The sequence below is a fragment of the Candidatus Izemoplasmatales bacterium genome (genome assembly GCA_041649275.1).
GTDB lineage: Bacteria > Bacillota_I > Bacilli_A > Izemoplasmatales > Hujiaoplasmataceae > UBA12489.
On sequence record JBAZNL010000001.1, the window covers coordinates 407,282 to 433,004 of the forward strand.

General features: G+C 61.9%; 23 protein-coding genes and 1 riboswitch. Of the genes, 4 read left to right on the forward strand and 19 right to left on the reverse strand.

Annotation, left to right across the window (positions count from 1 at the left end):
• Window positions 1-22: 22 nt before the first annotated feature.
• Window positions 23-123: riboswitch (purine riboswitch) on the reverse strand.
• A gap of 38 nt (window positions 124-161) precedes the next feature.
• The 4 genes from WC509_01885 to WC509_01900 form a co-directional block, all read right to left on the reverse strand.
• A complete protein-coding gene (locus WC509_01885; protein MFA5006208.1) occupies window positions 162-1,085 on the reverse strand; it encodes a D-2-hydroxyacid dehydrogenase in 924 nt (307 codons plus the stop codon).
• A gap of 55 nt (window positions 1,086-1,140) precedes the next feature.
• A complete protein-coding gene (locus tag WC509_01890) occupies window positions 1,141-3,309 on the reverse strand; it encodes an HD domain-containing phosphohydrolase (protein MFA5006209.1) in 2,169 nt (722 codons plus the stop codon).
• 93 nt (window positions 3,310-3,402) lie between these two features.
• Complete coding sequence (locus WC509_01895) at window positions 3,403-3,840, reverse strand: flavin reductase (protein MFA5006210.1); 438 nt, start codon at window positions 3,838-3,840, stop codon at window positions 3,403-3,405.
• Between the two features lie 25 nt (window positions 3,841-3,865).
• Window positions 3,866-4,138: an AbrB/MazE/SpoVT family DNA-binding domain-containing protein gene (locus WC509_01900; protein ID MFA5006211.1), complete on the reverse strand. Its 273-nt coding sequence runs from the start codon at window positions 4,136-4,138 to the stop codon at window positions 3,866-3,868.
• Between the two features lie 178 nt (window positions 4,139-4,316).
• Between WC509_01900 and WC509_01905 the strand changes: the two genes are divergently transcribed.
• Genes WC509_01905 through rsmH form a run of 3 tightly spaced genes read left to right on the forward strand, consistent with a single transcriptional unit; the run spans window position 4,317 to window position 6,787 of the window.
• A complete protein-coding gene (locus WC509_01905; GenBank protein MFA5006212.1) occupies window positions 4,317-4,778 on the forward strand; it encodes a nuclear transport factor 2 family protein in 462 nt (153 codons plus the stop codon).
• A gap of 13 nt (window positions 4,779-4,791) precedes the next feature.
• Window positions 4,792-5,733, forward strand: a complete 942-nt coding sequence (locus WC509_01910; protein MFA5006213.1) for an SDR family NAD(P)-dependent oxidoreductase — start codon at window positions 4,792-4,794, stop codon at window positions 5,731-5,733.
• A 4-nt stretch (window positions 5,734-5,737) separates the two neighbouring features.
• The gene (rsmH, locus tag WC509_01915; GenBank protein ID MFA5006214.1) at window positions 5,738-6,787 is read left to right on the forward strand and encodes a 16S rRNA (cytosine(1402)-N(4))-methyltransferase RsmH; all 1,050 of its coding nucleotides are present in this window, start codon (window positions 5,738-5,740) and stop codon (window positions 6,785-6,787) included.
• A 43-nt stretch (window positions 6,788-6,830) separates the two neighbouring features.
• Here rsmH and rlmD read toward each other — a convergent pair whose 3' ends face one another.
• The 9 genes from rlmD to uvrB form a co-directional block, all read right to left on the reverse strand.
• Window positions 6,831-8,177, reverse strand: a complete 1,347-nt coding sequence (rlmD, locus tag WC509_01920) for a 23S rRNA (uracil(1939)-C(5))-methyltransferase RlmD (GenBank protein ID MFA5006215.1) — start codon at window positions 8,175-8,177, stop codon at window positions 6,831-6,833.
• A 1-nt stretch (window position 8,178) separates the two neighbouring features.
• Window positions 8,179-9,399 carry an L-serine ammonia-lyase, iron-sulfur-dependent, subunit alpha gene (locus WC509_01925; GenBank protein ID MFA5006216.1) on the reverse strand — a complete coding sequence of 407 codons (1,221 nt, stop codon included), beginning with the start codon at window positions 9,397-9,399 and terminating at the stop codon, window positions 8,179-8,181.
• 134 nt (window positions 9,400-9,533) lie between these two features.
• Window positions 9,534-10,874, reverse strand: a complete 1,341-nt coding sequence (locus tag WC509_01930; protein ID MFA5006217.1) for an MFS transporter — start codon at window positions 10,872-10,874, stop codon at window positions 9,534-9,536.
• A 1-nt stretch (window position 10,875) separates the two neighbouring features.
• Complete coding sequence (locus tag WC509_01935; protein ID MFA5006218.1) at window positions 10,876-11,265, reverse strand: hypothetical protein; 390 nt, start codon at window positions 11,263-11,265, stop codon at window positions 10,876-10,878.
• A 28-nt stretch (window positions 11,266-11,293) separates the two neighbouring features.
• Window positions 11,294-11,467, reverse strand: coding sequence for a hypothetical protein (locus WC509_01940; protein MFA5006219.1), 174 nt, complete (start codon window positions 11,465-11,467; stop codon window positions 11,294-11,296).
• Between the two features lie 22 nt (window positions 11,468-11,489).
• Entirely contained in the window at window positions 11,490-11,966 is a 477-nt protein-coding gene (locus WC509_01945) for a DUF2089 domain-containing protein (protein MFA5006220.1), read from the reverse strand.
• A gap of 14 nt (window positions 11,967-11,980) precedes the next feature.
• Window positions 11,981-12,328 (reverse strand): hypothetical protein, encoded by a 348-nt coding sequence (locus WC509_01950; GenBank protein MFA5006221.1) that lies wholly within the window; start codon window positions 12,326-12,328, stop codon window positions 11,981-11,983.
• Between the two features lie 112 nt (window positions 12,329-12,440).
• Window positions 12,441-12,896: a VanZ family protein gene (locus WC509_01955; GenBank protein ID MFA5006222.1), complete on the reverse strand. Its 456-nt coding sequence runs from the start codon at window positions 12,894-12,896 to the stop codon at window positions 12,441-12,443.
• Window positions 12,893-14,848 carry an excinuclease ABC subunit UvrB gene (gene uvrB / locus WC509_01960; GenBank protein ID MFA5006223.1) on the reverse strand — a complete coding sequence of 652 codons (1,956 nt, stop codon included), beginning with the start codon at window positions 14,846-14,848 and terminating at the stop codon, window positions 12,893-12,895. Before uvrB ends, WC509_01955 begins: the two co-directional genes overlap by 4 nt.
• A 101-nt stretch (window positions 14,849-14,949) precedes the next feature.
• Here uvrB and WC509_01965 point away from each other — a divergent pair, with 101 nt between their 5' ends.
• Window positions 14,950-16,425, forward strand: coding sequence for a DUF4080 domain-containing protein (locus WC509_01965; protein ID MFA5006224.1), 1,476 nt, complete (start codon window positions 14,950-14,952; stop codon window positions 16,423-16,425).
• Window positions 16,426-16,535: 110 nt separating this feature from the next.
• On the opposite strand, the gene WC509_01970 is transcribed toward WC509_01965, so the two are convergent.
• The 6 genes from WC509_01970 to WC509_01995 form a co-directional block, all read right to left on the reverse strand.
• Window positions 16,536-17,534 (reverse strand): ABC transporter permease, encoded by a 999-nt coding sequence (locus WC509_01970; GenBank protein MFA5006225.1) that lies wholly within the window; start codon window positions 17,532-17,534, stop codon window positions 16,536-16,538.
• Window positions 17,531-18,766: an ABC transporter permease gene (locus WC509_01975; protein ID MFA5006226.1), complete on the reverse strand. Its 1,236-nt coding sequence runs from the start codon at window positions 18,764-18,766 to the stop codon at window positions 17,531-17,533. The genes WC509_01970 and WC509_01975 overlap by 4 nt, the downstream gene beginning before the upstream one ends.
• Window positions 18,753-20,291 carry an ABC transporter ATP-binding protein gene (locus tag WC509_01980; protein MFA5006227.1) on the reverse strand — a complete coding sequence of 513 codons (1,539 nt, stop codon included), beginning with the start codon at window positions 20,289-20,291 and terminating at the stop codon, window positions 18,753-18,755. The genes WC509_01975 and WC509_01980 overlap by 14 nt, the downstream gene beginning before the upstream one ends.
• Window positions 20,292-20,405: 114 nt before the next feature.
• Window positions 20,406-21,527 carry a BMP family ABC transporter substrate-binding protein gene (locus tag WC509_01985; protein ID MFA5006228.1) on the reverse strand — a complete coding sequence of 374 codons (1,122 nt, stop codon included), beginning with the start codon at window positions 21,525-21,527 and terminating at the stop codon, window positions 20,406-20,408.
• A 138-nt stretch (window positions 21,528-21,665) separates the two neighbouring features.
• Window positions 21,666-22,616: a 6-phosphofructokinase gene (pfkA, locus tag WC509_01990; protein ID MFA5006229.1), complete on the reverse strand. Its 951-nt coding sequence runs from the start codon at window positions 22,614-22,616 to the stop codon at window positions 21,666-21,668.
• A gap of 13 nt (window positions 22,617-22,629) precedes the next feature.
• Window positions 22,630-25,692, reverse strand: a complete 3,063-nt coding sequence (locus tag WC509_01995; protein MFA5006230.1) for a DNA polymerase III subunit alpha — start codon at window positions 25,690-25,692, stop codon at window positions 22,630-22,632.
• Between the last annotated feature and the right edge of the window lie 31 nt (window positions 25,693-25,723).

Consider the following 25,723-nt stretch of genomic DNA (forward strand, 5'->3'; position numbering starts at 1 on the left):
GACGCATGCCGGGGGTGCGGAAAGGATTCCGTCCGGATGCCGTAGTGCCTGCATTTGCGGTGAGGCGTAGAGACGTCCGGCCCTTATCGCCGGACTTATACGGTTTGATGGTATTCTATCGCAAATCGGCGGTTTTGTAAATCGAATTCGGATGAAGGCGTTCAGGCGTCGATCTCGTTTTGAAGCGGCTCGCCATCGAGGCGCCGGCGGATGTTCGTATGCAGGATCGCAACGATGCGCGACCAGATGAAGGGACTCGAGGAAGCGTTGTGCGGGGTGATGAAGACGTTCGGCAGACGCCAGAGCGGATGATCCGGCGGGAGCGGTTCGGGAGTCGTGACGTCGAGCGCGGCTCCGCGGATGCGACGATCGCGAAGCGTTTTGAAGAGCGCATCCTGATCGATCGTTTCACCGCGTCCCACGTTCACGAAGAGCGCATCGGGCTTCATCAGGGCGAACTCGCCCGTTCCGATCAGTCCCGCCGTCCGCTCGTTCAACGGCAGGGCGGCGATGACATAATCACTTTCCTGAAGCAGACGTTCGAATCCGAGCCGATCATGGACGATCTCATCGAAACCGCTCGCCGGCGCGCTTTTCCGGCGATAGCCGATGACCGTTGCGCCGAATGCCTTCATGCGCGTCGCGATCGCCGAGCCGATCGATCCGGCCCCGACAATCCCGACTGCCGAACCATGGATTTCGGGCAGGTGCCGCACGGGTTCCCATCGTCCTTCCCGCATCGCCTCGAGGTCGTGGCGGACGCCGCGGTTGAACAGGAGGATCTTGGCGAAGATGTCCTCGGCGATCGAGACATGGAAGACGTCCTTCAGATTCGTGACGACGACCCCCCGGCGATGAAGGTACGCTATGTCGGCGGCGTCGTATCCCGCCATCAGGATCTGGACCCACGAGAGCGAGCGATAGCGTTCGAGACGGGATGGAACGGCGAATCCGGGGTGGCAGAAGACCGCGTCGACGTCCGAAACCGCATCGGGATCTTCGACGAAAAGGACGTCCGGAAAGGCTTCCCGAAGGTCGTCGGCGTGTTTCTGGGTGACCATGCGGGGATCGAGCAGGATCGTCATCCTTGTCCTCCTGGAATGGAATCGGTCTCTCCCCGAAAGGGGAAGAGGTGATCGGTCAGGACTTTTCCGGCGCAAGGCGCGGGACGACGTCGGCGACGAAGGCGCGCACGACGTCGAAGTCGAACTGGGTTCCGGCATTCTTCTTGAGTTCCTTGACCGCATCGGCGAAGGGGCGGGCGGCGCGCCACGGCTGGACGCGGATCATGGCGTCGAACGCCTCGGCGACGGCGATGATGCGCGCCTTGATGGGGATCTCGTTCTGCTTCAGCCCCTGCGGGTAGCCGGTTCCGTCGATCCGTTCATGATGATGAAGGATCGCCTTTCCGACGCCTGAGAAGATCTCGACGGTGTCGAGGATGCGATAGCCGATCTCGGCATGTCGCGCGATCTCCTCGCGCTCGACGGGAAGCAGCCCTTCGGGTTTTGTCAGCAGGGAGGAGTCGATCCCGATCTTCCCGATGTCGTGGAGCGCGCCAGCCAGTTCGAGTTCCTCGACGTCGAGCGGACTCATGCCGAGCGCGGTGCCGGTCAGGCGGCACAGGCGCGCGACGGCATCGGAGTGGTCCCGCTCCCCGGGAATCGCCGCGAACAGGTCGTGCTTGATCCGATAGAGGAGATCCGATTTGAACCGCTGGCGGTCGAAGACCTTCTGCCGGTACATCATGTCCTCGGCGAACTTGTAGATTTCGTCGAACTTGTCGTCGATCCGGGTCTTCGTCTTCATCCCGAGCGATACCGAGAGCAGGCCGTGGTTTGACGACGTGGCCGAGATGCGCGACTCGAGTTCCGCGATCCACGCGCGTCCGCGATTCTCATCGGTGTTCGCGAGGATCATGATGAATTCGTCGCCGCCCACGCGGGCGAGCATGTCGTGACTGCGGATCGTCCTTTTCAGGATGTCGGCGAAGGTGATCAGGAGCCGGTCGCCGGCCGCGTGGCCGAAGACGTCGTTCGTGAACTTGAGGCCGTTCACGTCGGCGAAGACCATCGTCACCGGGAGGTTTTCGGGACGGTTGAACGTCTCGTAGTTCTCGACGAAGTAGCGGCGGTTGTTCAAGCCGGTGAGCTGGTCGTTGTAGCTCAGATAGAGGATCTCGGCCTCGGCCTTCTTGCGGTTGTCGATGTTGCGGCTGACGCCGACCATCTCGATCTCGCCGATCTCGTTGTGGCGCAGGCGCGTCGACATCTCGATCCAGACGGTGCTTCCGTCCTTGCAGAGCTGCTTGGCCTCGGTGATCACGCTCTCGTCGGATCCGTTCTCGCGGAAGGACCGGATGTCGGCGAACAGCGTCTTGCGGACGCTTTCGACGTCGTCGGGGCTGATCGTTTCGAAGAACGACTGCGTCATCGCCTCTTCGGACGAATACCCGCGGAGGCGCGTGACGGCGGGCGACGTGTAGGTGATGCGGTCCTGGGTGACGTTGTAGACCCAGACGACGTCGGAGTTGAACTCCGTGAGCATGCGGTATTTCTCCTCGCTCTTGCGGACGAGATCGTCGGCGTTCTTCTGGCGGGTGATGTCGTTGATCGCGAGCATCGTCGCCGGCACGTTCTCGAAGTCGATCGAGGAAGCGGAGACGAGCGACCAGAAGGGATTCCCGTCGCTGTCGATCAAACCGATCTCGTAATTGGAGACGAACCCCTGCTTCTCCAGTTTGTCCAGGAGGTTGATGCGATCCTCCCGCCGCTGGTACATGTGGATCAGCGGCGTGCCGATCAGGCGCTTGGACATGAAGCGATAATGGGTCATCGCCGCCCGATTCGCATAGCGGATCATGCCGTCGCTCTTGCGGACGATCAGGACCGGCATCGGCGCCTTCTCGATCATCTCGCGATAGACGCGCTCGCTTTTCGCGAGCGTCAGGAGGGTCGCGTCGATGTCGGAGACGTCACGGATGACGGCGGTCACTTCCTCCTTGCCCTCGATCGGATTCAGACGCGCCTCGTAATGGCGCATCCCGTACGGCAACTCGAGATCGTACTCGACCCGCGTGCGTTTGTGCGACGCAAGACATTCGCAAACGCCGTTCATGATGGCTTCGGCGGTCGCGACGGGCAGGATCGATCGGATATTGGTGCCGACGCGCGCCTGGTCGTCATAGACGGGTGCGCCCGGCTCATACCTCATGTCGAGGACGGTCCCGTCAACGGATATGATGAAATAGAGGTCGGGCACCGAGTAGAGATATTGCTGAAGCAACGCGTATTCGGCTTTCTTCTCCATGGAACGCACCTCGATTCTTGGGAAAACGGTCGTTTCTCCAGAAGCATTGTATCACGATCAGTGAATGTTGACAACACGAAATAGAATGATGTATCAATCGAAATAGGCGGACAGGAAGGTGACGCGCTGGTCCTGTTCATACGTGCGAACCTTCATGACCGCGAATCGGTCAGCCTCGATTCCCGGAAGACGCATCACGTCGACGACTTCGCACACCATCCGGACCCGGGCGCCGCGGATCAGAATCGCGGTGCCGGTGCGGTCGATCGCGACGCCCCGATACTTCTCGGTCGCCCCGCTATGCCCTTCGCCGAGGCGACGGGCGACGTCTTCCTGCCCTTCCGCAAGCGCGCTGACGCCGACGACGTCGCCGACGGCGAGCGCCGCGCCGGTCCGGCTCTGCGCTCCAAGAAGCATCGAGATGCGGTCGTAGTCGAGCATCTGCGCCCAGGCGCAGCACATGCCGTAGTCGATTCCGTCCTTGCGGAATCCGACGATGTTGCACCCGGCATTGAACGCATGCAGGCTCATCGGGAGTCCCTCCCCAGACACGGAGTCATTTGCGGATGTCATGGGTCGCGTCGATCATCGTCTCGTCCTCGCCCGGATCGGAAGGGCCCTCGGCGTACTTGTCGGGCATTCCCGACCGGACGGGAAGGTCGCGCTCAAGCGCGATCGCATGCGCCCTGCGATAGACGGTGACCGGTTCGATCACGATCGCGCCGTCGACGAGCCTGACGTCGAGGGTATCTCCCTCGGCGAGGCCGAGACCGACGACGATCTCCTTCGGAATGGTGATCTGCGCCTTTTTTCTAAGTTCGATGATCATGGTCTTCACCCCGGTGGGAAATTCATACTTTCCAACCGCATTATAGCATCTGGAAGCGATGCGGGCAAGGCATCCGTCGAAAAAATCGGATGGCTTGTCTCGAATGCGTCGATGTGATATAGTAGGGGGCGACGCATCCGCATGTGGATAAGAGGGTGCGGGAGAGGATGTGCACGCCATGCCGAACCCCGAATCGACCGATCGGCCGCTGCCGCTCACGAAGGAGATCGTCCTGGTCCAGTGGGCGAAGACATACAACCCCGAAGGGAAGCCGGACTGGTCCCACATCTTTCCCTATTACCATCCGGAGATCGTGTTCCGGGATTCGATCCAGCGCATCGAAGGCATCGATGCCTTCCGGGCGATGTGCGATCGCCTGACCCGCCGATGCCGGCAGCTCCGCATGGATCTGCATCACGTCACGCAAGAAAAGGACGTCATCCTCTTCGACTGGACGATGACGATGGTCTTCCGCCGTTCCCCGAGCACGCCCATCCACGGCTGCACCCGACTCACGCTTCATCCCGACGGCCGCATCGCCGAACAGCGCGACTACTACGACCTCTGGGGCGACATCTACGACGGCATCCCCGGATGGCGCCGCTTCTACCGCTGGTTCATGCGCAAGGTCTTCGGATGAGGAGAAACCCGACATGCGACTTCCCGACGAACTGATGTTCCTCGCCAACCGCAAGGCGACCCAGAAGACGACCGACGCCTCGATGGCCGGCAAGACCTGCGTCATCACCGGCGCGACCTCCGGCGTCGGCCTCGCCGCCGCGACGCGGCTCGCGCAAGGCGGAGCCCGACTGGTCGTCGTCGCCCGCAACGCCGACAAGGCGAACCGTCTCCGTGCGGATCTGTCCGTCAGGTTCGGCGTTTCCGTGGAACTGGTGATTGCCGATTTCGCGGTTCTCCGCGAAGTCCGCAGGGCGGCCACCGAGGTTCTTTCCATCGCTCCCCGGATCGATGTGTTGATCAACAGCGCCGGACTGCATTCGACCACCCGGATCTTCACCCGCGAAGGTTTCGAGACGGTCTTCTGCGTCAACCATCTGGCTTCGTTCCTGTTTACCGTCCTGCTCCTCGACCGGATGCGAAAGAGTGCGCCTTCGCGCATCATCCAGGTGAACTCCGAAGGACACCGGTTCGACGGCCTCGATCCCGACGACCTCGGATGGACGCGCCGCCGCTACACCGGACTCAAGGGGTACGGGGCCTCGAAGACGGCCCAGCTGATGACCGTCTGGGAACTCGACGAACTGCTCCGCGGCAGCGGCGTGACGATCAACGCGATGCATCCCGGCGACGTCCTGACCAACATCGGTCAGAACAACGGACCGCTCTACCGTTTCTTCTTCAGACACTTCACTTCGCGTTTCCTGAAGGATCCCAGGATCTCGGGTGAAGCGCTCTATTATCTGTCCGCCGCTCCCGAGATGGAACGCGAGAGCGGGTTGTTCTATCACCTGACGATCGTCGAGAAGCCCGCGAAACACGCCCTCGACCGCGTCGTCGGACACCGCGTCTTCGCACAGTGCATGGCACTCGCAGGACTTCCGGAGTCCGCCCGAGCGAGCCTGCGAAAGGAGTGATCCGATGGAAGACGCCGACCGCAAGCACGAGCGACGCGTCCGCTACCGCGGTACGCATCCCCGCGCCTTCACCGAAAAATACAAGGAACGGGATCCCGAGAAGTATCCCGACACCGTCGCCCGCGTCATCGCCAAGGGCAGCACCCCGGCCGGGACGCACCGGCCGATCATGGTCGCGGAGATCCTCGTCTTCCTTCGGCCGGAACCCGGGCAGACCGGGCTCGACGCCACCCTCGGCTACGGCGGACACGCCGCCGAACTATTGCAGGCGATCGGCGAGACGGGACGGCTTTTCGCCGTCGACGCCGACCCGATCGAACTGCCGAAGACGGTCGATCGCCTGGGACGACTCGGTTTCAATCCGCCGCGGCTCACGGCGGCCCACATGAACTTCGCCGACGTCGACCGACTCCTGCCGCCTGCGGGCGGATTCGACTTCGTCCTCGCCGACCTCGGCGTCTCGTCGATGCAGATCGACGATCCGGCGCGCGGCTTCTCGTTCAAGGTCGACGGTCCGCTCGACCTCCGGATGAATCCCGAACAGGGTCTCTCCGCGGCGCATCGCCTCAAGTCGATGTCGGCGGCGGAGATCGAGGGGATGCTCGTCGAGAACGCCGACGAGCCTCACGCGGAACGGATCGCGCAGGCGATCGTCGCGGCGCGGAAGGCCGGGCGTCCGATCGGGACGACGTCGCAGTTGTCCGCCGTCATCGGCGAAGCGCTGGTGTTCCTGCCTCCTTCGACCCGCGAGGAAGAGACGAAGAAATCCTGCCAGCGCGCGTTCCAGGCGCTTCGAATCGACGTCAACCGCGAATACGACGCGCTCTACGCCTTTCTCGAAAAACTGCCGGACGTCCTGAAACCGGGCGGACGGGTGGCGATCCTCTCGTTCCACTCGGGCGAGGACCGGCTCGTCAAGAAATCCTTCCAGGCGCTCTTCCGCGACGGCGTCTACCGCGAGATCGCACCCGGACCGATCCGGCCCTCCTTCGAGGAACAGAACGCCAATCCCCGCGCCCGATCGGCGAAACTCCGGTGGGCGATCCGCGCATAGATATAAAAAACGGCTATCGCTAGCCGTTTTTTTCATTCGTCATTTACTTGATGGTGAGCAGCGTCACGCTCTCGACGTGCGCCGTCTGCGGGAACATGTCGAAGGGCGTGATCTCGACGACCTTGTATCCGCCGTCGGCGAGGGTCCTGAGGTCGCGCACGAGCGTCGCCTGGTCGCAGGAGACGTATACGACGCGCGGAATCCGCATCTCGATGATCGCCGCGAGCAGTGCCTCGTCGCAGCCCTTGCGGGGCGGATCGACGAAGATCACATCGAACTTGAACTTGCGCCACTTCTGGATGACCGTCTCGGCCTCGCCGACTTCGAAGAAGGCGTTCTTGATGTCGTTCATCTCGGCGTTCCTGCGGGCGTCCTGGATCGCCGCCTTGACGACTTCGATGCCGAAGACCTTGAAGGCGCGGTTCGCTACGAACAGGCCGATCGAGCCGATGCCGCAATAGGCGTCGATGACCTTCTCCTTGCCGGTCAGTTCGGCGTAGTCGGCCGCCTGGTGGTAGAGTTTCTCGGTCTGGATCGCGTTGGTTTGGAAGAAGGAGCGGTGGCCGATGAAGAAGTCGAGTTCGCCGATCGAGTCGACGAGCCCCTCGGCGCCGTGGAGGATGCGGACCGGATCGGTCGAGAGCGTCGACTCGTCGTTGGTCGTCGAAATTGCGATCGAGGCGACCTCGGGGATCTTCGCGACGATCTTCTTCACGAACAGTTCGCACTGCGGCAGGTCCTCGACCGCGAGGTGGAGCAGGATCGCGAGCTGGCGGGTCTTGGTCGATTCGCGGATGACCGCGGACTTCAGTTCGCCGGTTTTCGTCTGGGGATCGTAGGCCCGGATGCCGAGTTCGTTCGAGATGTTCTTCACGAGCGTCACGAGGTCGAACGCGCGCTTGGGCATGATGTGGCATTCCTCGAGGTTGACGAGGTCGTGCGACTTGGCCCGGAAGAACCCGGCCTCGACGCCCTTTTCGCCGTTCTGGAACTTGACCTCGATCTTGTTCCGGTAGTTGTAGGGGTTGATCATCCCGACGATGTCGTTGACCTTGACGTTCTCGAACCCGGCGCGCTTCAGCGTCGTCTCGATCCGATACTTCTTGAAAGAGAGCTGGACGTCGTAGTCCATGTGCATCAGGTCGCAGCCGCCGCAGACGTCATAATGGCGGCACTTCGGCTGGACGCGATAGGGACTCTTCTCGACCATTTCGACGATTTTCCCGAAGCCGAAGTTCTTGCGGCGTTCGGTGATGTCGATGTCGGCGCGTTCGCCCTTGAGGAGGCCTTCCACGAAGACCGTGTAGCCGTCTTCGAGCTTGCAGACGCCGAGGGCGTCGTGGGTGAGATCGATGGCTTCCACGATCAGATGCTGCCGTTCGTTCTCCATGTCATTCGCCCTCCTTTCCGCCGGTCCTGAACCGTTTCGCGTATTCTTCCGCGAGTCCGCCGATGGCGGTCTCGCGATACTTGTGATGGATGTCCCTGCCGGTCCGGTACATCGTCTCGATCGCCATGTCGAGCGTGATCCGGTGCGTCGGCGCGAGGAAGTACGCCAATCCGCAGGCGTCGATCGCACGAAGCGCGCCGACGGCGTTGCGTTCGATGCAGGGGATCTGGACATAGCCGAGCACGGGATCGCAGGTGAGTCCCAGATGATGCTCGAGCGAAACCTCGGCGGCGTAGTCGATCGCGTTGATCGGCAGTCCGTCGATCTCCGCGGCCATCGCCGCGGCCATCGCGACGGCGGCGCCGACTTCCGCCTGACAGCCGGCGATCGCGCCGCTGATCGAGGCGTTGTGCTTGATCAGATTGCCTACGAGGGCGGCGGTCGCGAGTCCCTCGAGGCATCTCCGGACTGTCAGTCGCCGGCGGTTCTTGAGATAGCGCATGACCGCGGGCACGACACCGCTCGAGCCGCAGGTCGGTGCCGTGACGACGAGATGGCCGCTTGCGTTCTCCTCGGAGACGGCATAGGCATAGGCGGAGACGGTGCGGCTTTCGACGATGTCCTGAGGTTCGTGGGGTAGGGCGCTCTGAAGGAGCATCTTCGCCTTGCGGCTGATCCCGAGTTCTCCGGGAAGCGTTCCCTCGGCCTTGAGGCCGCGCGCGATCGCATCGTTCATCGTCTGGTAGACGGCACGGAGGAAATCCCAGATGGCCGGGCCCTCGAAGCGCTCGACGTACTCGTAGAGGCGGATGCCTTCGGTCTCGCAATAGGCGCGGATCGCTTCGAAGGACGAATGCGGATAGACGTCGGGGGTCACGTCCTCGTCGTCGCCCTCGATCCTAATCGAACCGCCGCCGACGCTGTAGACGCGCCAGCGGTACTCGCCGCCGTCAGCGGCATGGCCGACGATGTCGAGCGTGTTCGGGTGGGCGAGGACATAGGTCGGATCGAAGACGATCTCGACGTCCTTGAGCGTCTCCCGGATCACGACGTCGGTCAGATGTCCCTTGCCGGTGAGGGCGAGGGACCCGTAGAGCGTGACCTTGAAGCGGACGGCGTCCGGATGGGCGCGGCGGAAGAGGGCGCAGGCCTTCTGAGGCCCCATCGTATGGGAACTCGAAGGACCGTATCCGATTTTGTAGAGTTCCCTGATCGATTTCATGTTCCTCCGCCTTGAAACGCCACACTATGAAAATTATACCATGTTTTCATTCAAAACGCACGCCTTCCCGGGTTGAAATTTCATCGAATAAAAAAGGGTCCGCGGCGTAACCGAGGACCCGAACGGCGAATGGTTCAGATCTGATTCGATGCCTTGTTGGGGAGAAACCAGGCCGACACGGCGATCATGCCGAGGGCGGCGGCGATGAAGAAGACCTGGTTTCCGGCTCTCGCGATCACGAAGCCGGCGAGCAGGGAGGCGATCGGGATGAGCGCCTGCGAGAGCGTCGACGTGACCGCCGAGACTTTTCCGAGCATGTCCTTCCGGACCTTTCGCTGCATCACCAGTCCGAGCGGCACGTTGAACGCCACCAGTCCGAGGCCGGAGACGAACATCAGGATCAGTACGGCGACGAGGACGAAATCGATCGGAACGACGTCGTAGTAGTAGAGGGCGATCGTGGCGCAGATTCCCGACATTGCGACGACGAACCCCATGAACGCGGTCTTGAGCGGCTTCGCATAGCTCTGACGCGTCGGCTTCCGCGAAAGGATGAACGACATCGCGATCGAGGCGATGGAAAGCGCGATCGAGAAGGCGCCGAACCAGGTTGTCGGATCCCAGACGTTCGAAAGCAGGTATCCGGATTCCTGGGCGAAACGGAAGTAGACGAAGTTCTGCATCCCGTTGGAAAAGATCGGCGAGATGAAGAAGTTGATCATCAGCGCCATCACCAGGATCGCGACGATCGCCTTTTCGGAGGCGATGTAGCGGATGCCGGCGCCGATGTCCCTGACGACGTCGCGCATCGTGATCGCATCGGTTTCGGCGCGATGGTGCTCGTAGCGGATGAACATCTCGGAGACGGCGGAAAGGACATAGGCGACTCCGTTCATCACGAAGATCCAGCCGATGCCGAGGCGCGAATAGAGCGCGGCGGCGAACACGAGCCCGATGATCGACTGGAAGCTGTTCGACATCTGCAGGTACGAGGCGCCGGGCTGGAGTTCCTCGTCGCTCACGATGAACCGGAGGAGCGATCCTGACGCCGGTCCGAAGATCGCGGCGTTCGACGCGAGGACGACCTCCATCGCGAACAGGACGACGAGCTTGACGAGGTTCGAGTCGACGAGGAAGACGACGGCGCCGGAAACGAGGATCGTGATCCCGCGGACGAAATCGGTCACGACCATGATCCTCGCCTTGTTCCAGCGGTCGGCGAGGACGCCGCCGATCGGCGAGAGGATGACGAGGAGGATCCCGGCGAGGGCGATGTAAACCGCCTTCAGGATCTCCGCATCGGCCGCTCCGACGAGCGGAATGGTAACCTCGTAGATGTAGAATCCGATCGCGAAGTTGAAGAAGACGTGGGCGATGTTGGAGACGAAGATACCCCAGAATAAAAGGGCGAAGTTCCGGTTTTGGAAGACCCGGACCTTCGCCCCTGCGTTTTCAGGCCGAATGTCGGCGTCCATGTCACTCGATGACGATGCGGACGATGTCGCCGTCGGCGGACTTGATGTTGACGATCTCGCCGAGCGCGCCGGCATTGACCATCTGGATGATCGCGTCGATGTCCACGTCGACGTCCTCGAGGGTGTCGAGGTTGAACTTGCCAGATTTGAGCAGCTTCGCGAACTCGACCGGCAGCTCGATCTTGACGACGTCGCCGTCGGCGGAGTCGATGTAGACCTTGAGCATCCGGAACGGGGCTTTCTTGTCCGGGACGATGACGGTCGGGGATTCCGATTCGTTCCGGTCGCCGATCGCGGAGAGCAGGCGTTCCGCGTCTTCGGCGGTGATCGTGCCCTTTGTGAGCATGTCGAGGATCTTCATTCTTTCCTGTTTCATTTCGTCTTTGGCCATGATGGGTTCCTCCTGTATGGCGTATCTCTCAGTGGATTCTCTGAAGCATGTCCGACGCTTCGTTCGGACTGATCTTGCCCTGCTGCATCCGTTCCAGGATGAGCGCGGTCAAGATGATCTCGGCTTGCTCGAAGGTGATGTCGCCCTTGAGGATGAGTTGATGTACGCGTTTCTGTTCACGATCGAGGAAGTTGTTCGACATGATTCTTCTCCTTTTTGGATCCCTAGCGGATCTTCTTCAGCTGTTCCGCCGCTTCGAGGGCGCTGATTTCTCCCTTGCCGAGCTTGTCGAGGATTTCGATCCTCGTCATCTTCGGCGTTTCATCCTTCGCGGGGGCGGCGGTTTCCTCCATCGCGGGGGCGGCGTCCGGGGTGTAGCCGAGGACGGTGATGACGTCGTCGAGCATCTTCTTGACCGTGGGGTAGCTGACGTTCATTTCCTTTTCGAGCGCCTTGATGTTGCCTCGGTTCTTGACGAAGATCTCGATGAAGTAGAGCTTTTCGGTGTCGAGGTAGTTGAACTTCGAGAGCGTGAACGCGCCGGAGACGGCGGTGTTGCAGTGCTCGCAACGGAGTTCGGTGACGACGAGGTCGTGGTGGCAGACGGGGCACTGGGACAGCACCGGGTACTTGGCCTTCGACCCGACGGCGTCGGAGAGGATCGTGCGGATGCCGTCTTTCTTGAACGTTTTGAATTCCATGGTGGTTCCTCCTGTCAGAGCGTTTTGATGAAGATGTGGACGCCGTCGGTCGACCTGACGTCGACTTTCAAGCCGCGGACGGCGATGAGACGCATGAGTTCGTTCTTGCTGAAGGGGACGTCTTCCTTGTCGAACTTCACGAACCCGAGGACGACGCGGACGAGGAAGAGCGGGGTCGGAAGCAGGAAGAGGAAGCCGAGGAAGGCGGTGACGCCTTTCGATTCGGGGATGCGGAAGCGGAGTCTGACGAAATGCGCCCTTTTCGGCTGACGGATCTTCTCCGGCTTCGGATAGAGTTCCCGGTAGGCCTGCCTTTTTCCGATCTCTTTGTGTTCCAGGCGAACCAGAGTTTGATTTTTCATCGTTTTTTGCTCCGTCAAATTGATTTTTTTAACTTGCACCTTAATTATATTAATTTTCTTTCGACATTGCAAGGGTTTTTTACACTTTTTTTGAAGAAAATGAAAACGTCTCTTACGAGACGTTGTTTTCCGACCGCCGTTTGACGACTCCGGCGGCGACGGTGAAGGTCGTCAGGGCGCCGAGCAGAAAGCCGGGCAGATCGAAGCAGAGGGCGTCGAGGGGATCGGGACCGCGGTTCGGAACAAATCCCTGGAGCGACTCGTCGCAGAACGCGACCGCCACGCCCGCGATGACGACCGCCCACAGCGGGATCCGCCAGGCGCGCGCCGTGAGCGCATACGCGATGCCGAGCGCGAGATACTCGGCGACATGCGCGCCCTTGCGCACGAGGGCGTGAAGCGTTTCGGGATCAATGTCGATCCGGGGCAGGATCGTTTCGAGGATGCGACCGAGCGCGAGGGCAAGCGGCGAGGACATCGCACCCGAGACCTCGCCCGGCTGAAGCGACATCGCGAAGATGAAGGCCGTGAGCACGAGGCTCGCCGCGAGGAGGACGTGCCTTCTCACAGATGACCCCGCATCTCGATGATCACGTCGCGGAGTTCGGCGGCCCGTTCGAAATCGAGGTCCTTCGCGGCCTGACGCATCTGCATCTCCAGGATCTCGATCGACTTCTGGATTTCCTTCTTCGAGATCTTCCTGTAGTCGACCTCGCCGGTCTTCCTGTCGACCTTGATCGAGATCGAGTCTCGGACCGCCTTGAGGATCGTCTTCGGGACGATTCCGTGGACCTCGTTGTATCGCGTCTGGATCGAGCGGCGGCGTGCCGTCTCGTCGATCGCGTACTTCATCGACGACGTCACCTGGTCGGCGTACATGACGACCTTGCCGTGTTCGTTGCGCGCGGCGCGTCCGATGATCTGGACGAGCGAGCGGTCGCTCCGCAGGAACCCTTCCTTGTCGGCGTCGAGGATCGCGATCAGCGACACCTCCGGCAGGTCGATGCCTTCGCGGAGGAGGTTGATTCCGACGATGATGTCGTAGACGCCGAGACGAAGTTTGCGGATGATTTCCATCCGCTCGAGCGTCTTGACCTCGGAATGGAGGTAGGCGACCTTGTATCCGAGACTCTGCAGGTAGGCGGTGAGATCTTCGCTCATCTTGATCGTGAGGGTCGTGACGAGCACGCGCTCCTTGCGGGCTAGAACATCCTCGATCTCGCCGATGAGATCGTCGATCTGGCCTTCGGTCCTGCGGACGAAGACGTTCGGATCAAGCAGGCCGGTCGGGCGGATGATCTGCTCGACCACCGCTCCGGCGCGCGCCAGTTCGTAGTCGCCGGGCGTGGCGGAAACATAGACGACCTGATTGATCTTGGCGTTGAATTCGGCGTAGTCGAGCGGCCGGTTGTCGAGCGCGGAGGGCAGGCGGAACCCGTAGTCGACGAGCGTCGTCTTGCGCGAGCGGTCGCCGTTGAACATGCCCCGCACCTGAGGGAGGGTGACGTGCGACTCGTCGACGATCAGGATGAAGTCCTTCGGGAAGAAGTCGATCAGCACCGACGGAGTCTCCCCGGCGCCGCGGAGCGAGAGGTGTCGCGAATAGTTCTCGACGCCGTTGCAGGTTCCCATCTCCGAGAGCATCTCGAGGTCGTACATCGTCCTTTGCCAGATCCGCTCGGCCTCGAGCGGACGGTTCTCGGCCTTGAACTTCGCGACCTGGTCGAGCAGCTCGGCCTTGATCCGGGCAAGCGCCTCCTCGAGCTTCCCGCGGTCCGTGAGGAAGTGCGAGGCCGGGAAAAGCGAGACGACTTCGCGCTCCTCGAACGCCTCGCCGGTGACGACGTTGAAGAGACGGATCCGGGCGATCCGGTCGTAGTCGTAGGAAATCCGGATGCCGGACGTCTTCTCGTAGGTCGGCAGGATCTCGAGCGTATCGCCCTTGACGCGGAAACAGCCGCGGTTGAAGTCGATGTCGTTGCGCTCGTAAAGGATTGCGACCAACTTGCGGATCAGGACGTCGCGTCCCTCCTCGTCGCCGACGCGGACGGTCACGATCCCCTTGCGGTATTCCTCCGGATCGCCGATGCCGTAGATGCACGACACCGAGGCGACGATGATCGTGTCGCGCCGTTCGAGCAGAGAGCTGGTCGCGGCGTGGCGCATCTGGTCGATCTCGTCGTTGATCATCGCGTCCTTCTCGATGTAGAGGTCGCGGCCGGGGATGTAGGCCTCCGGTTGGTAATAGTCGTAATAGGAGATGAAGTATTCGACCCGGTTTTCGGGGAAGAAGTTCTTGAATTCGGTGTAGAGCTGGCCCGCGAGGGTCTTGTTGTGCGCGAGCACGAGGACCGGTCGGTCGAGGCGCTCGATCACGTTGGAGACCGTGTAGGTCTTGCCGGTGCCGGTGGCGCCGAGCAGGACCTGCTCCTTCATCCCCGCACGCAGATTCGCCGTCAGCCGGTCGATCGCTTCCGGCTGGTCGCCGGTCGGTTTGTAATCGGATACGAGTTTGAACATGCCCATCGACATCACCTTGAATACAGTATATCATAAGGCCTCGCTTGTCGACACCGATTTCACAATCACCCCGCCTGTGCTACAATGGAGACGGTGATGCCATGAAGATCGTCCTCTGCGCCATCGACGCGAAATACATCCATCCCAACCTCGCGCTCCGCCTGATCCGCGCTTCCTGCCCTTACCCCTGCCGGCTCCTGGAGTTCACCGTCAAGACGGATCCGGACGCGATCGCCGAAGCCATCCTCGCCGAAGACCCCGACGTCGTCGGCTTCTCCGTCTACCTCTGGAACGTCAAGGCCGTGAAGCGGATCGCCGCCGTCCTCCGCGGTCGCTCCCGGGCGCGCCTCGTCGCAGGCGGCCCCGAGGTCGCCTACGACGCCGAACGCCACCTTTTCGAAGGAACCTTCGACTTCATCGCGTCGGGCGAGGGCGAGCGCACCTTCGCGGCGCTCTGCAAGGCGCTCGCGGACGAATCCCCGTGGCGCGAAATCCCCGGTCTCGCATGGCGGGATTCCACTGGAATCCACGTGAATCCCGCCGTTCCGATCGCCAACCTCAGAGCGCTTCCGAGTCCGTACCGCGATCCGGATGACCTCCCGGGACTGGCCCATCGGATCCAGTATCTCGAGTGGTCGCGCGGCTGTCCCTTCGCCTGTACCTACTGCGTGGCGCCGCTCGAAGGCGGGGTGCGCCGCTTCCCGATCGAACGCGTCGAGGCGGAGATCGATTTCCTCCTGGACCGCGGGGCGCGCACGTTCAAGTTCCTCGACCGCTCCTTCAACGTCCGGCCAGCGGAGGCTTCGGCGCTGTTCGATTTCGTCATCGCCTGCCATCGACCCGGCGTCGTCTTCCAGTTCGAGATCGTCGGCGATCTCCTGAAGCCGGACATGATCCGTCGCCTGAACGAGGACGCGCCGATCGGACTGATCCGCTTCGAGATCGGCGTCCAGTCGACGAACGCGGCCGCAAATGCGGCCGTTGCGCGCGTCCAGGACAACGCGCGTCTCTTCGAAAACGTCCGTGCGCTCGTTGCGGGGGGAAGGGTCGTCGTCCACCTCGACCTGATCGCGGGTCTTCCGGGCGAGGACCTCGCATCGTTCCGCCGGACCTTCGATGAGACGTTCTCGCTCTTCGCCCCGGAACTCCAGCTCGGTTTCCTGAAGATGCTTCCGGGCACGCCGCTCCGCCGCGACGCCGGGCGGCTCGGCTACGACTACGACCCTGAGCCCCCCTACCGCATCCGAAAAAGCCCCGTCCTGTCGGCCGACGACCTCGCGCGCATCGAACGCGTCGAGCGCGTGCTCGAACATTTCTGGAACCGCGGCTACGCGCAGGCGGCGCTCACGACGATCCATGACGCCGTGCCGTCGATGTTTTCCTTCATGGAGTCGTTCCACGACTTTCTCGACGACCGCGACTTCTCGTTTCTCGACCATCAGCTCCACGACCTCTACGTCCAGCTCGATGCGTTCGCTTCACGGACGGTTCCCGCCGTGCGCGACGCCGTGCGCGCCGCGCTCGTCGACGCCTACCTGCATCGCGCGACGGTTCGGCCGATCCGCTGGTGGATATGAAAAAGACCAGGAGAGGTTTCTCCTAGTCTCAGTATACGAAAGGACCGACGGGGCGTCCGTCGGTCCGAAGATGCGAATCCGCCGTCCGGCGAACCGGACGGCGGATTTTGTCATCTTGTGCCTTGGTCGTAGATCTTGCCCGCGGCCTTCGGGGCGTGCGACGATTTCGAGGTGGCGATCAGGACGAAGAGCGTGGCCACGTACGGAATCATCTTGTAGAGGTTGGTGTTGATGTTGAGGGCGGAAAGGAACGGGATCGCCGAGTAGGAGATCGCGACCGTCTTCATGAGACCGAAGAAGAATGCCGCGAAGAGGACGCGGAACGGTCGCCAGTTGCCGAAGATGAGGACGGCGATGGCGAGGAAGCCGAAGCCGGAAACGGTCCCTTCGAACGACTTGCCCATCGAGACGGCGAAGACGAAGCCGCCGAGGCCGCCGAGGAACCCGGAGGTGAGGACGGCGCCATAGCGGATCTTGTAGATGTTGACGCCGAGCGAGTCCGCGGCATGCGGATTCTCGCCGCAGGCCATCAGCCGGAGTCCCGTCTTCGTCTTGTAGAGGAAGACGTACGCGAGAAGAAGGATGACAATGCCGAGGTAGAAGCCGACGTTCACGTTCTTGAAGAAGAGGTCGCCGATGACGGGGATGTCGGCGAAGGAGCCGACCTCCGCCATCTTGAAGGTCGTCTTGTATTCGATGTGGCGGCCGCCGATGACGGATCGGGCGACGAAGATCGCGATCGCCGGGGCGACCAGGTTGAGAGCCGTCGCGGAGATCGTCTGGTCGGCCTTCATCGAGATCGACGCGTAGGCGTGGAGCCACGAGAAGAGCAGGCCGGCGATGCCGCCGATGAGCGCGCCTCCGAGGAACAGGACGCTCTTCTCCCAGTTCGTCTGCTGCGCGGCGAGGACGAGTGTTTCCGGCTCGACGATCTTGACGAACCAGCAGCCGACGAACGCGCCGAAAATCATGATGCCCTCGAGGGCGATGTTGGTGACGCCGGACTTCTCGCAGATCATCGCGCCGATGGCGACGATCAGAAGCGGGATCATCGTTTCCAGAGTGGACGTGAAGAGGTCGTACGCGAGCGCTCCGGTGATCGGGATCATCGCTCGTCACCTCCGTTCGCCGCAGCCGCATCGACGGCTTTCTTCTTCTTGCGTTTCTGGATGAACTGGTAGAGCGCGACCGAGAGGGCGCTGAAGTAGATGATGACCGAAGTGATCACATCGGCGAGTTCCTTCATGTAGTTGGCGATGTCGAGGTAGTCGCCGCCGATCCGGATGTAGGCGAGGAAGAGGCCGGCGAGGCCGACGCCGATCGGTTCGGAGAGGCCGAGCAGGGCGATCGAGATGCCGTCGAAGCCGATCGACATGAACTCCGAGGACATCGTCGCCTGGTCGGTGAACATCTTCTTGTCGGGAACCATGATGATGATCGCACCGGCGAGGCCGGCGAGCAATCCGGAGATCGCCATCGAAATCATGATGTCGCGCTTCGTGTTCATGCCGGCGTACTTGGAGGCGTCGCGGTTGAAGCCGGCGGCCTTCAGCTGGTAGCCGAGCGTGGTCCTGTTCAGGACGACGTACATGACGGCGACCGCGGCGAGCGCGATCAGGATGCCGATGTTGATGGTATAGCCGCCGAAGATCTCGGACAATCCGCGCGGAAGCCAGGCCGTCTGGGCGAGCGTCGCGGTATACGGCGCAAGCGAAATCGCGCCTGAAATGGAATCTACGAATCGAAGCCGCAGGTCGAACGCGTCGAGCGCCCAGAAGGCGAAGTACATCGCGATGTAGTTCATCATGATCGAGGCGACGACCTCGTGGACGTTGAAGACCGACTTGAGGAAGCCGACGATGAACCCCCAGAGGGATCCCGCCGCCATCCCGCCGACGAGGCAGAGCATCCAGTGCCACGGCGCCGGCATCGACAGCTTGAGCCCGATGACGATCGCCGCAAGGGCGCCGAAGACGAGCTGTCCCGGGGCGCCGATGTTGAAGAGACCGGTCTTGAAGGCGAAGCCGACCGCGAGACCGGTGAGGATCAGCGGTGCGGCGCGATACAGCATGTAGCCGATGCTGTTCATGCCGTTGTTGAAGCCTCCGGCGAGGAGTTTGCCGATCCCCCGGAGAAGCTGCGGGTCGTTCACGACGTGGAAGACGTTGAGTTTGACGAGCAGCCAGATCAGGAACATCGTGAAGATGCCGAAGACGAGGCCGGCGCCGATCGCCAGGAACGAAGGAATCGCGCGCTTGAAGGACGGACCGGCGAAGAACCGCGCGAATGCGGCGGCGACGCGTCGGAAGAATCGGGCGATGCGAGAATCATGCCGCGACATCGGTCTTCACCTCCGGCTTCGATCCGGACATGTAGAGTCCGATCTCGTGGAATGACGTCTTGACGGGGTCGAGTTCGGCGACGATCCTGCCTTCGAAGATGACGAGGATGCGGTCGGAAAGGTTCATGACCTCGTCGAGTTCGAGGCTGACGAGCAGAATCGCCTTTCCCGAGTCGCGTTCCTTCAGAAGCTGGTCGTGGATGTACTCGATCGCGCCGACGTCGAGGCCACGCGTCGGCTGGACTGCGACGAGCAGGTCGGGATCGCGTGAGATCTCGCGCGAGATGATCGCCTTCTGCTGGTTGCCGCCCGACATCGAACGGACGACCGAATCGGGACCTGCGGCGGAACGGATGTCGAAACGGCCGATCAGGTCCTTCGCGTTCTCCATGACGGCGTCGAAGCGGATGAAGCCGCGGTTCTGGAAGCGGGGGAGATAGTAGGATTCGAGCACGAGGTTCTCGGCGAGGTTGAAATCGAGCACCAGCCCGTGCTTGTGGCGGTCTTCGGGAATGTGACCCATGCCGCCCTCGAGTCGCTCGCGGATCGGCGCTTCGGTCATGTCCTTCCCCTGCAGGAAGAACCGTCCGGACGTCTGGCGTCGCAATCCGGTGATGACGTTCACGAGTTCCGTCTGACCGTTGCCCTCGATCCCGGCGATGCCGAGGATCTCGCCGCCGTGGATGGCGAAGCTGACGTCGTCGACCATCATCCGGTTCTTCTCCTTGCTGAAGAAGGAAACGTTCTCGGCCCGGAAGATCTCGTCCTTGAGAACCTGCGGATTCTTGTCGACGGTGAAGCTGACCTTGCGTCCGACCATCATTTCCGCGAGAATGGCGACGGTCGTGTCCTTGACGTCGACGGTGCCGATGCATTTCCCCTTGCGGAGCACCGTGCAGCGGTCGGCGACGGCCATGACCTCGTTCAGTTTATGCGTGATGATGACGATCGACTTGCCTTCCTTCGCGAAGTTTCGGATGGTGATCATCAGTTCGTCGATCTCCTGCGGAGTGAGGACCGCGGTGGGCTCGTCGAAGATGAGGATGTCGGCGTCGCGGTAGAGCATCTTCAGGATCTCGACGCGCTGCTGCATGCCGACGGATATATCCTTGATCAGCGCGTCGGGGTCGACGGTCAGCTTGTACCGTTCGCTCAGCGCGACGATTTTCTGGCGGGCTTCTTTTTTGGTGAGAAAACCGAATTGCGTATCTTCGTTGCCGAGGATGATGTTTTCCGTGACGGTGAAAACATCCACCAGTTTGAAGTGCTGGTGGACCATCCCGATGCGAAGACGGTTGGCATCGTTGGGATTCTTGATCTCGACCCGATCGCCTTTGTAACGGATCTCGCCGCCGTCAGCGGCGTAGAGGCCGAAGAGGATCGACATGAGCGTGCTCTTGCCGGCGCCGTTCTCGCCCACGAGGGCGTGGACTTCCCCGGATCGGAGCTGGAAGGTCACGTGGTCGTTCGCCTTGAGCGTGCCGAAGTTCTTGCAGACCTCGAGCATTTCGATGACATAGGACATGGATTCACCTCATCGATACGATGGTAAGATGCCGTCCGTCTTGGAAAAGAAGGAAGGATGTGTGAAAAATCCTTCCTTCTTCCAAGCGTGACTGTAGGTGCGATTGCGAATTGCTTATTCGGCTGCGTCGCAGATCGCGGTGACCTGGGCGGCATCGACGCCGAGGTTGGTCAGGAACGCCGCGAGGCTGGCGGCGTCGTTCGTCGGAACGACGACGGTGCCGGCGACGACGAGGTCGAAGAGGCTGTCATACGCAGCGGCGACGGCCGTTGCCGAAGTGCCGAATCTGGAGAAGTCCGAGGGGAGCGCGACGCCGCCTTCGGCCGAGCCGAGGGAGATCGTTCTGCCACCGACGAAGGTTCCGCCGTAGTAGTCTTCAAGCGCCTGGTAGGCCGCTTCGCCGACGCCCTTGAGGGCGGAGGTGACGACGGTCAGCGATTCGGTGGACTGATCCTTGTCGACGCCGATCGTGTACTTGCCGGTGACTTCCTCGGCCGCGAGCATCGCGGACGATCCGGCGCCGCCGGCGGCGGCGAAGATCACGTCGACACCCGCGTTGAACCACGTGCGGGCGAGGTTCTTGGCGTCATCCGACGGAGCGAACGAGCCAAGATAATGATAATGGGTGGCGTCGAAGGTGATGGCGACGTCGAGTTCATCGGCCGCGTAGTAGGCACCGGCGACATAGCCGACTCCGAAGCGGACGACGGCCGGGACGGCCATTCCGCCGAAGAAGCCGAGGTTGTCGAGTCCGCCCTGGACGGCGGCGTATCCGGCGTAGAAGCCGGCTTCATTCTCGTCGAACAGGATGCAGAGGGTGTTGGACTTGGTTTCATAGATCGGGTCGTAGGCCTCGGTATCCGGGTTGTCGGCGGTGTGCGGTTCGCCGTCGATGAGGACGAACTTCACTTCGGGGTAAAGCGTCTGGGCGTCGTTGATGGAAGTTTCGAAGAGGTAACCGGGGGTGATGACGATCTTGGCTCCGCCGTCGACGGCGAGCTTGATCGCGGCGAGGTAGGCGGCGTCGGAGACTTCGGCCGGCTTGTAGTACTTGTACGTCTTGTCGTTCTCTTCGGCATAACGGATGATGCCTTCCCAGGTTCCCTGGTTGAACGACTTGTCATCGATTCCACCGGAGTCGGTGACCATGGCGATTTCGTAGGTCGTTTCGCCGCAAGCGACGAGCGTGAACACCGAAATCAGGGCCAATGCAAGTGCGAGTAGTGCCTTTCTCATTTCTTTCCCTCCATTTTTTTGAATATTGTAAATATTCTGTAATTAATTATAACCCCATCGCCGGACGATGTAAACCATTTTCGGCCGTTCGGGACCGCCGGAAAGCGGACGATCGACGCGAAAATGAATACCGGAAATTCAACTTATCTTTTCGAGATAATCGTACAGGTCGGTCCGTTTCCGGGTCGTCGCGAGCGCGGTCCGGAAGTCGAGCGAAAAGAGTTCGATGCCGCGGCCGCAGACGGCCTTGCCGTAAGCACCCTCCCGGACCAGTTCGACGGCGTAACTGCCCATCTTGGAGGCGAGGATGCGGTCGAAGGCCGCAGGGGTGCCGCCGCGCTGGACGTAGCCGAGCACGGTCGCGCGGGTCTCGTAACCGGTGTATTCCTCGATGTCCTTGGCGAGCGCGAAGACGTCGAGCATGTGCTCGGCGACGATCACGATCATGTGGCGTTTCCGCATCAGCTTGGCCTTGCGGATCGTCTCGAGTACCGCCTTGCGGTCGAAGCCGGTCTCCTCCGTGATCACGATTTCCGAACCGGAAGCGACACCGGCGAAGATCGAGAGGTCGCCGCAGTGGCGTCCCATCAGTTCGACGACCGTGCAGCGCTGGTGCGAGAAGGACGTGTCGCGGAGCTTGTCGATGCAGTCGATCGCGGTATTGAGCGCCGTGAAGAAGCCGATCGTGTATTCCGTGCAGGCGAGGTCGTTGTCGATCGTCCCGGGCAGGCCGATGCAGTTCACGCCCATGTCGCAGAGGTCGGCCGCGCCGCGGTAGGTGCCGTCGCCGCCGATCGTCACGAGCGCGTCGATCCCGAAGGCCTTGAGGTTGTCGACCGCCTTCTGCCGGACTTCCAGCTGACGGAACTCGTCGAGCCGCGCGGATCCCAGGATCGTGCCGCCGCGATTGAGGACCATCCCCACGTCGTTGCGCTGGAGCTGGCGGATGTCGCCCTCGACGAGACCGCGGTAGCCGTTGTACACGCCGTAGGCCTCCATGCCGTAATGCAGCGCCGTCCGGACGACGGCGCGGATCGCGGCGTTCATTCCGGGAGCGTCGCCGCCGGAAGTCAAGACCGCTATCTTCATGATGTCCTCCTTCTCATCCGACGTCTTTGACGTCGTCGATGACGAACTGCTTCTTGTCGTTCTTCGTCTCCAGCCGTCCGGTGAAGATCAGGACGGCTCCTTTCTCGAGTTTCGCCTGGGCGCGGGCGAAGGTCCGCGGGAACAGGACGCCTTCGGCGGACGTCAGCTGGTCCTCGATCTCGACGAAGGCCATCGCCTCGCCGCCCTTGGTCTTGATCCGATTGATGCGGGCGACCATGCCGGCGAACCGCGCCGGCCCGCCGGCGGCGTGAAGGGCGTCGGAAACCGTCCCAATCCCCAGCGCCTCCAGCCGTTCCTGATGGCGGTTGAGCGGATGGTGCGTCAGGTTGATGCCGAGCAGCTCCTTCTCCTTTTCCTGGAGAGTGGCGTAATCGTACTCGGGGGCGTCGATGTAGACGAAGCGGGTCGTGTCGGAATATTCGCCGAAGGACATGTAGTTGGCGATCTGCTTCTGGTTCGCCGCGAGCGTGGCGCGGTTCTTCCCGAAGGCGTCGAAGGCGCCCACCATGATCAGGCTTTCCACCGCCTTGGCGTTGACGTCGCCGGCACGGCGCATGAAGTCGATGAAGTCGGCGAACGGTTCGTCGCCGCGGACCTCCTCGATCTTCTTCGCGATCACCGGGCCGATGCCGCGGATGCCCTGGAAGGGGAGGCGGAGACCTTCCTTCTCGATCCGGAAGCGGGCCCCGGAGCGGTTGATGTCCGGAGGCAGGACGCGGATGCCGAGTTTCCGACATTCCCGCACGTAGTCGTGCGTCGCCGCGGCCGAGCCGACGGCGGCGTCGAGCAGGACCGCCATGAATTCGAACGGATGGTTCGCCTTCAGGTACGCCATCCAGTAGGCGACGAGGGCATAGGCGACGGAATGGGATTTGTTGAAGCCGTAGTCGGCGAACCTGACGATGTAGTCGTAGATGCCGTCCGCGACCGCGGGGGCGTGATTCCGCTCGACGCACTTGCGGACGAACTTCTCGCGCTCGCGGACGAGCACGTCTTCCTTCTTCTTCGAAACCGCGCGGCGCAGCACGTCGGCCTCGCCGAGCGAGTAGCCGGCGTACTGGTTCGCGATCTGCATGATCTGTTCCTGGTAGACGATGATCCCATAGGTATCTTTAAGAATGTCCTCGAGGAGCGGGTCGGGATAGGTCACCTTCGCCTTCCCGCCGCGGCGCTCGAGGTAGGTCGGGATGTTCGCCATCGGCCCCGGACGGAAGAGCGCGATCGCCGCCGAGATGTCGTCGAAGTTTTTCACCTGCATCTGTCGGAGGAGGTTCATCATGCCGTCGGATTCGAGTTGGAAGACGCCGAGGACGGAGACGTCCTGAAGCAGCCGGAAGGTCTTCGGATCATCCATCGGGATGCGGTAGATGTCGGGCTTCGTCCCGGTCTCGGCCTCGACGAGCCGGAGCACGCGGTCGATCGAAGTCAGATTCGAGATGCCGAGGAAGTCGATCTTGAGGAGACCGATCGCCTCGAGGTCGGAAGCTTCGTACTGCGTCTGGTTCATGTCGAGGAGACCCGCTCGGACGGGCGCGAAGTCGGTGATCGGCTCGTCCGTGATCACGATCCCGGCCGCGTGGGTCGACAGGTGCTTCGGCAGGTCGACCAGCTTCTCGGCGGTCGACAGGAGGTCGGACACGATCGGATTGGCGGACAGGTAGCGGTATTTCTCGGGTTCCTTCGCCTTGAACTCGGCGATCGAGTTGGCGGTCTCGCTCACCGATCCGGCGAGTTCGCCGACGACCGCCTCGGGCGTCTTCAGGATCCGCGCGACCTCGCGGATCGCGCTCTTTCCTTGAAAGGTGCCGAACGCGACGATGTTGGCGACGTGTTCCTTGCCGTACTTGTCGGCGACGTAGCGGATCACCTCGTCGCGACGGTCGTCCGGAAAGTCCATGTCGATGTCGGGCATCGTGATGCGTTCCGGGTTGAGGAAACGTTCGAAGAACAGGTTGTGCAGGAGCGGATCGACGTCGACGATGCCGAGCACGTAACTTGTGAGCGACCCTGCGGCCGAGCCGCGGCCGGGGCCGACCAGGATGCCTTTCTTCTTGGCGTGGAGGACGAAGTCCCAGACGACCAGGAAATAATCCGAATACCCCATCGTCTCGATCGTCGCGAGTTCCCAGTCGAGGCGCTTGCGATATTCCTCGGCGGAATGGCGGAGCCGGTCCGGGGGCGTCGTCGCCAAGCGGCGGGCGAGTCCCTTCTCCGCCATCCTGCGAAGCTCGCCGGCCGCGGTCAGTCCCGGACCGAGCGGATAGCGCGGAAGCCGGCGGCTCCTGAAATCGATGGAAAGCTCGACGGAATCGATCAGCCCGACCGCGTTTTCGACGGCGGCCGGGTAGTCGGCGAAGAGCCGCTCGAGCCGTTCTGGCGTCTTGAAGTCGTAGACCGCGTCTTCCGACAGGAACAAGCCCTCGTTCAGGACCTTCTGATCGGAAAGGATCGCCTGGAGGATGCGGCTGGCGGGAATGTCGTCCCGATCCATGTAGCGGACGCGGTTGAACGCGACCGGACGACCGACTTCGCCGAGTGCCGGAGCGATCTTCAGTTCGCTCTGGAAATCGTTCAGGTCGAGACCGAGCCAGGCGTCGGGAAGCGTCCGGACGACCGTGCGCCAAAGGTCGATCGCCTGCGGGAGATCGCCCTGCGCGATCAGATCCGAAAGCGCGCCGTGGGCCGTCGGCGACACGAAGAAGAGTCCGGACGCATGCTGCGCGAGGACCTCCAGTCCGAGGTTCTTCTCCCCGGTTCCCAATCGTGAAGCCAGGCGGATCAGATTCCGATAACCCTCGGCGTTTTTCGCGAACGCCGAAAAGGGGAGTTCCGTCCCCTCGCCGGCGATCGTCGGAAACGCCATTCCGATGATCGGCTTGATGCCGGAATCCACGCACTTCCGGTAAAATTTGAGCGCCGCGAACATGTTTCTGTCGTCGGCGATCCCGAGCGCGGTGAATCCCGCCCCTTTCGCCCGTTCGACGAGTCGGTCGACGTCGACCAGCGAGCCGTTGAACGAGTATCCGGTCTGGATGAAAAGATCGAATGCGTGCATCGTTACCACCGGCTCGATTATAACATACGGA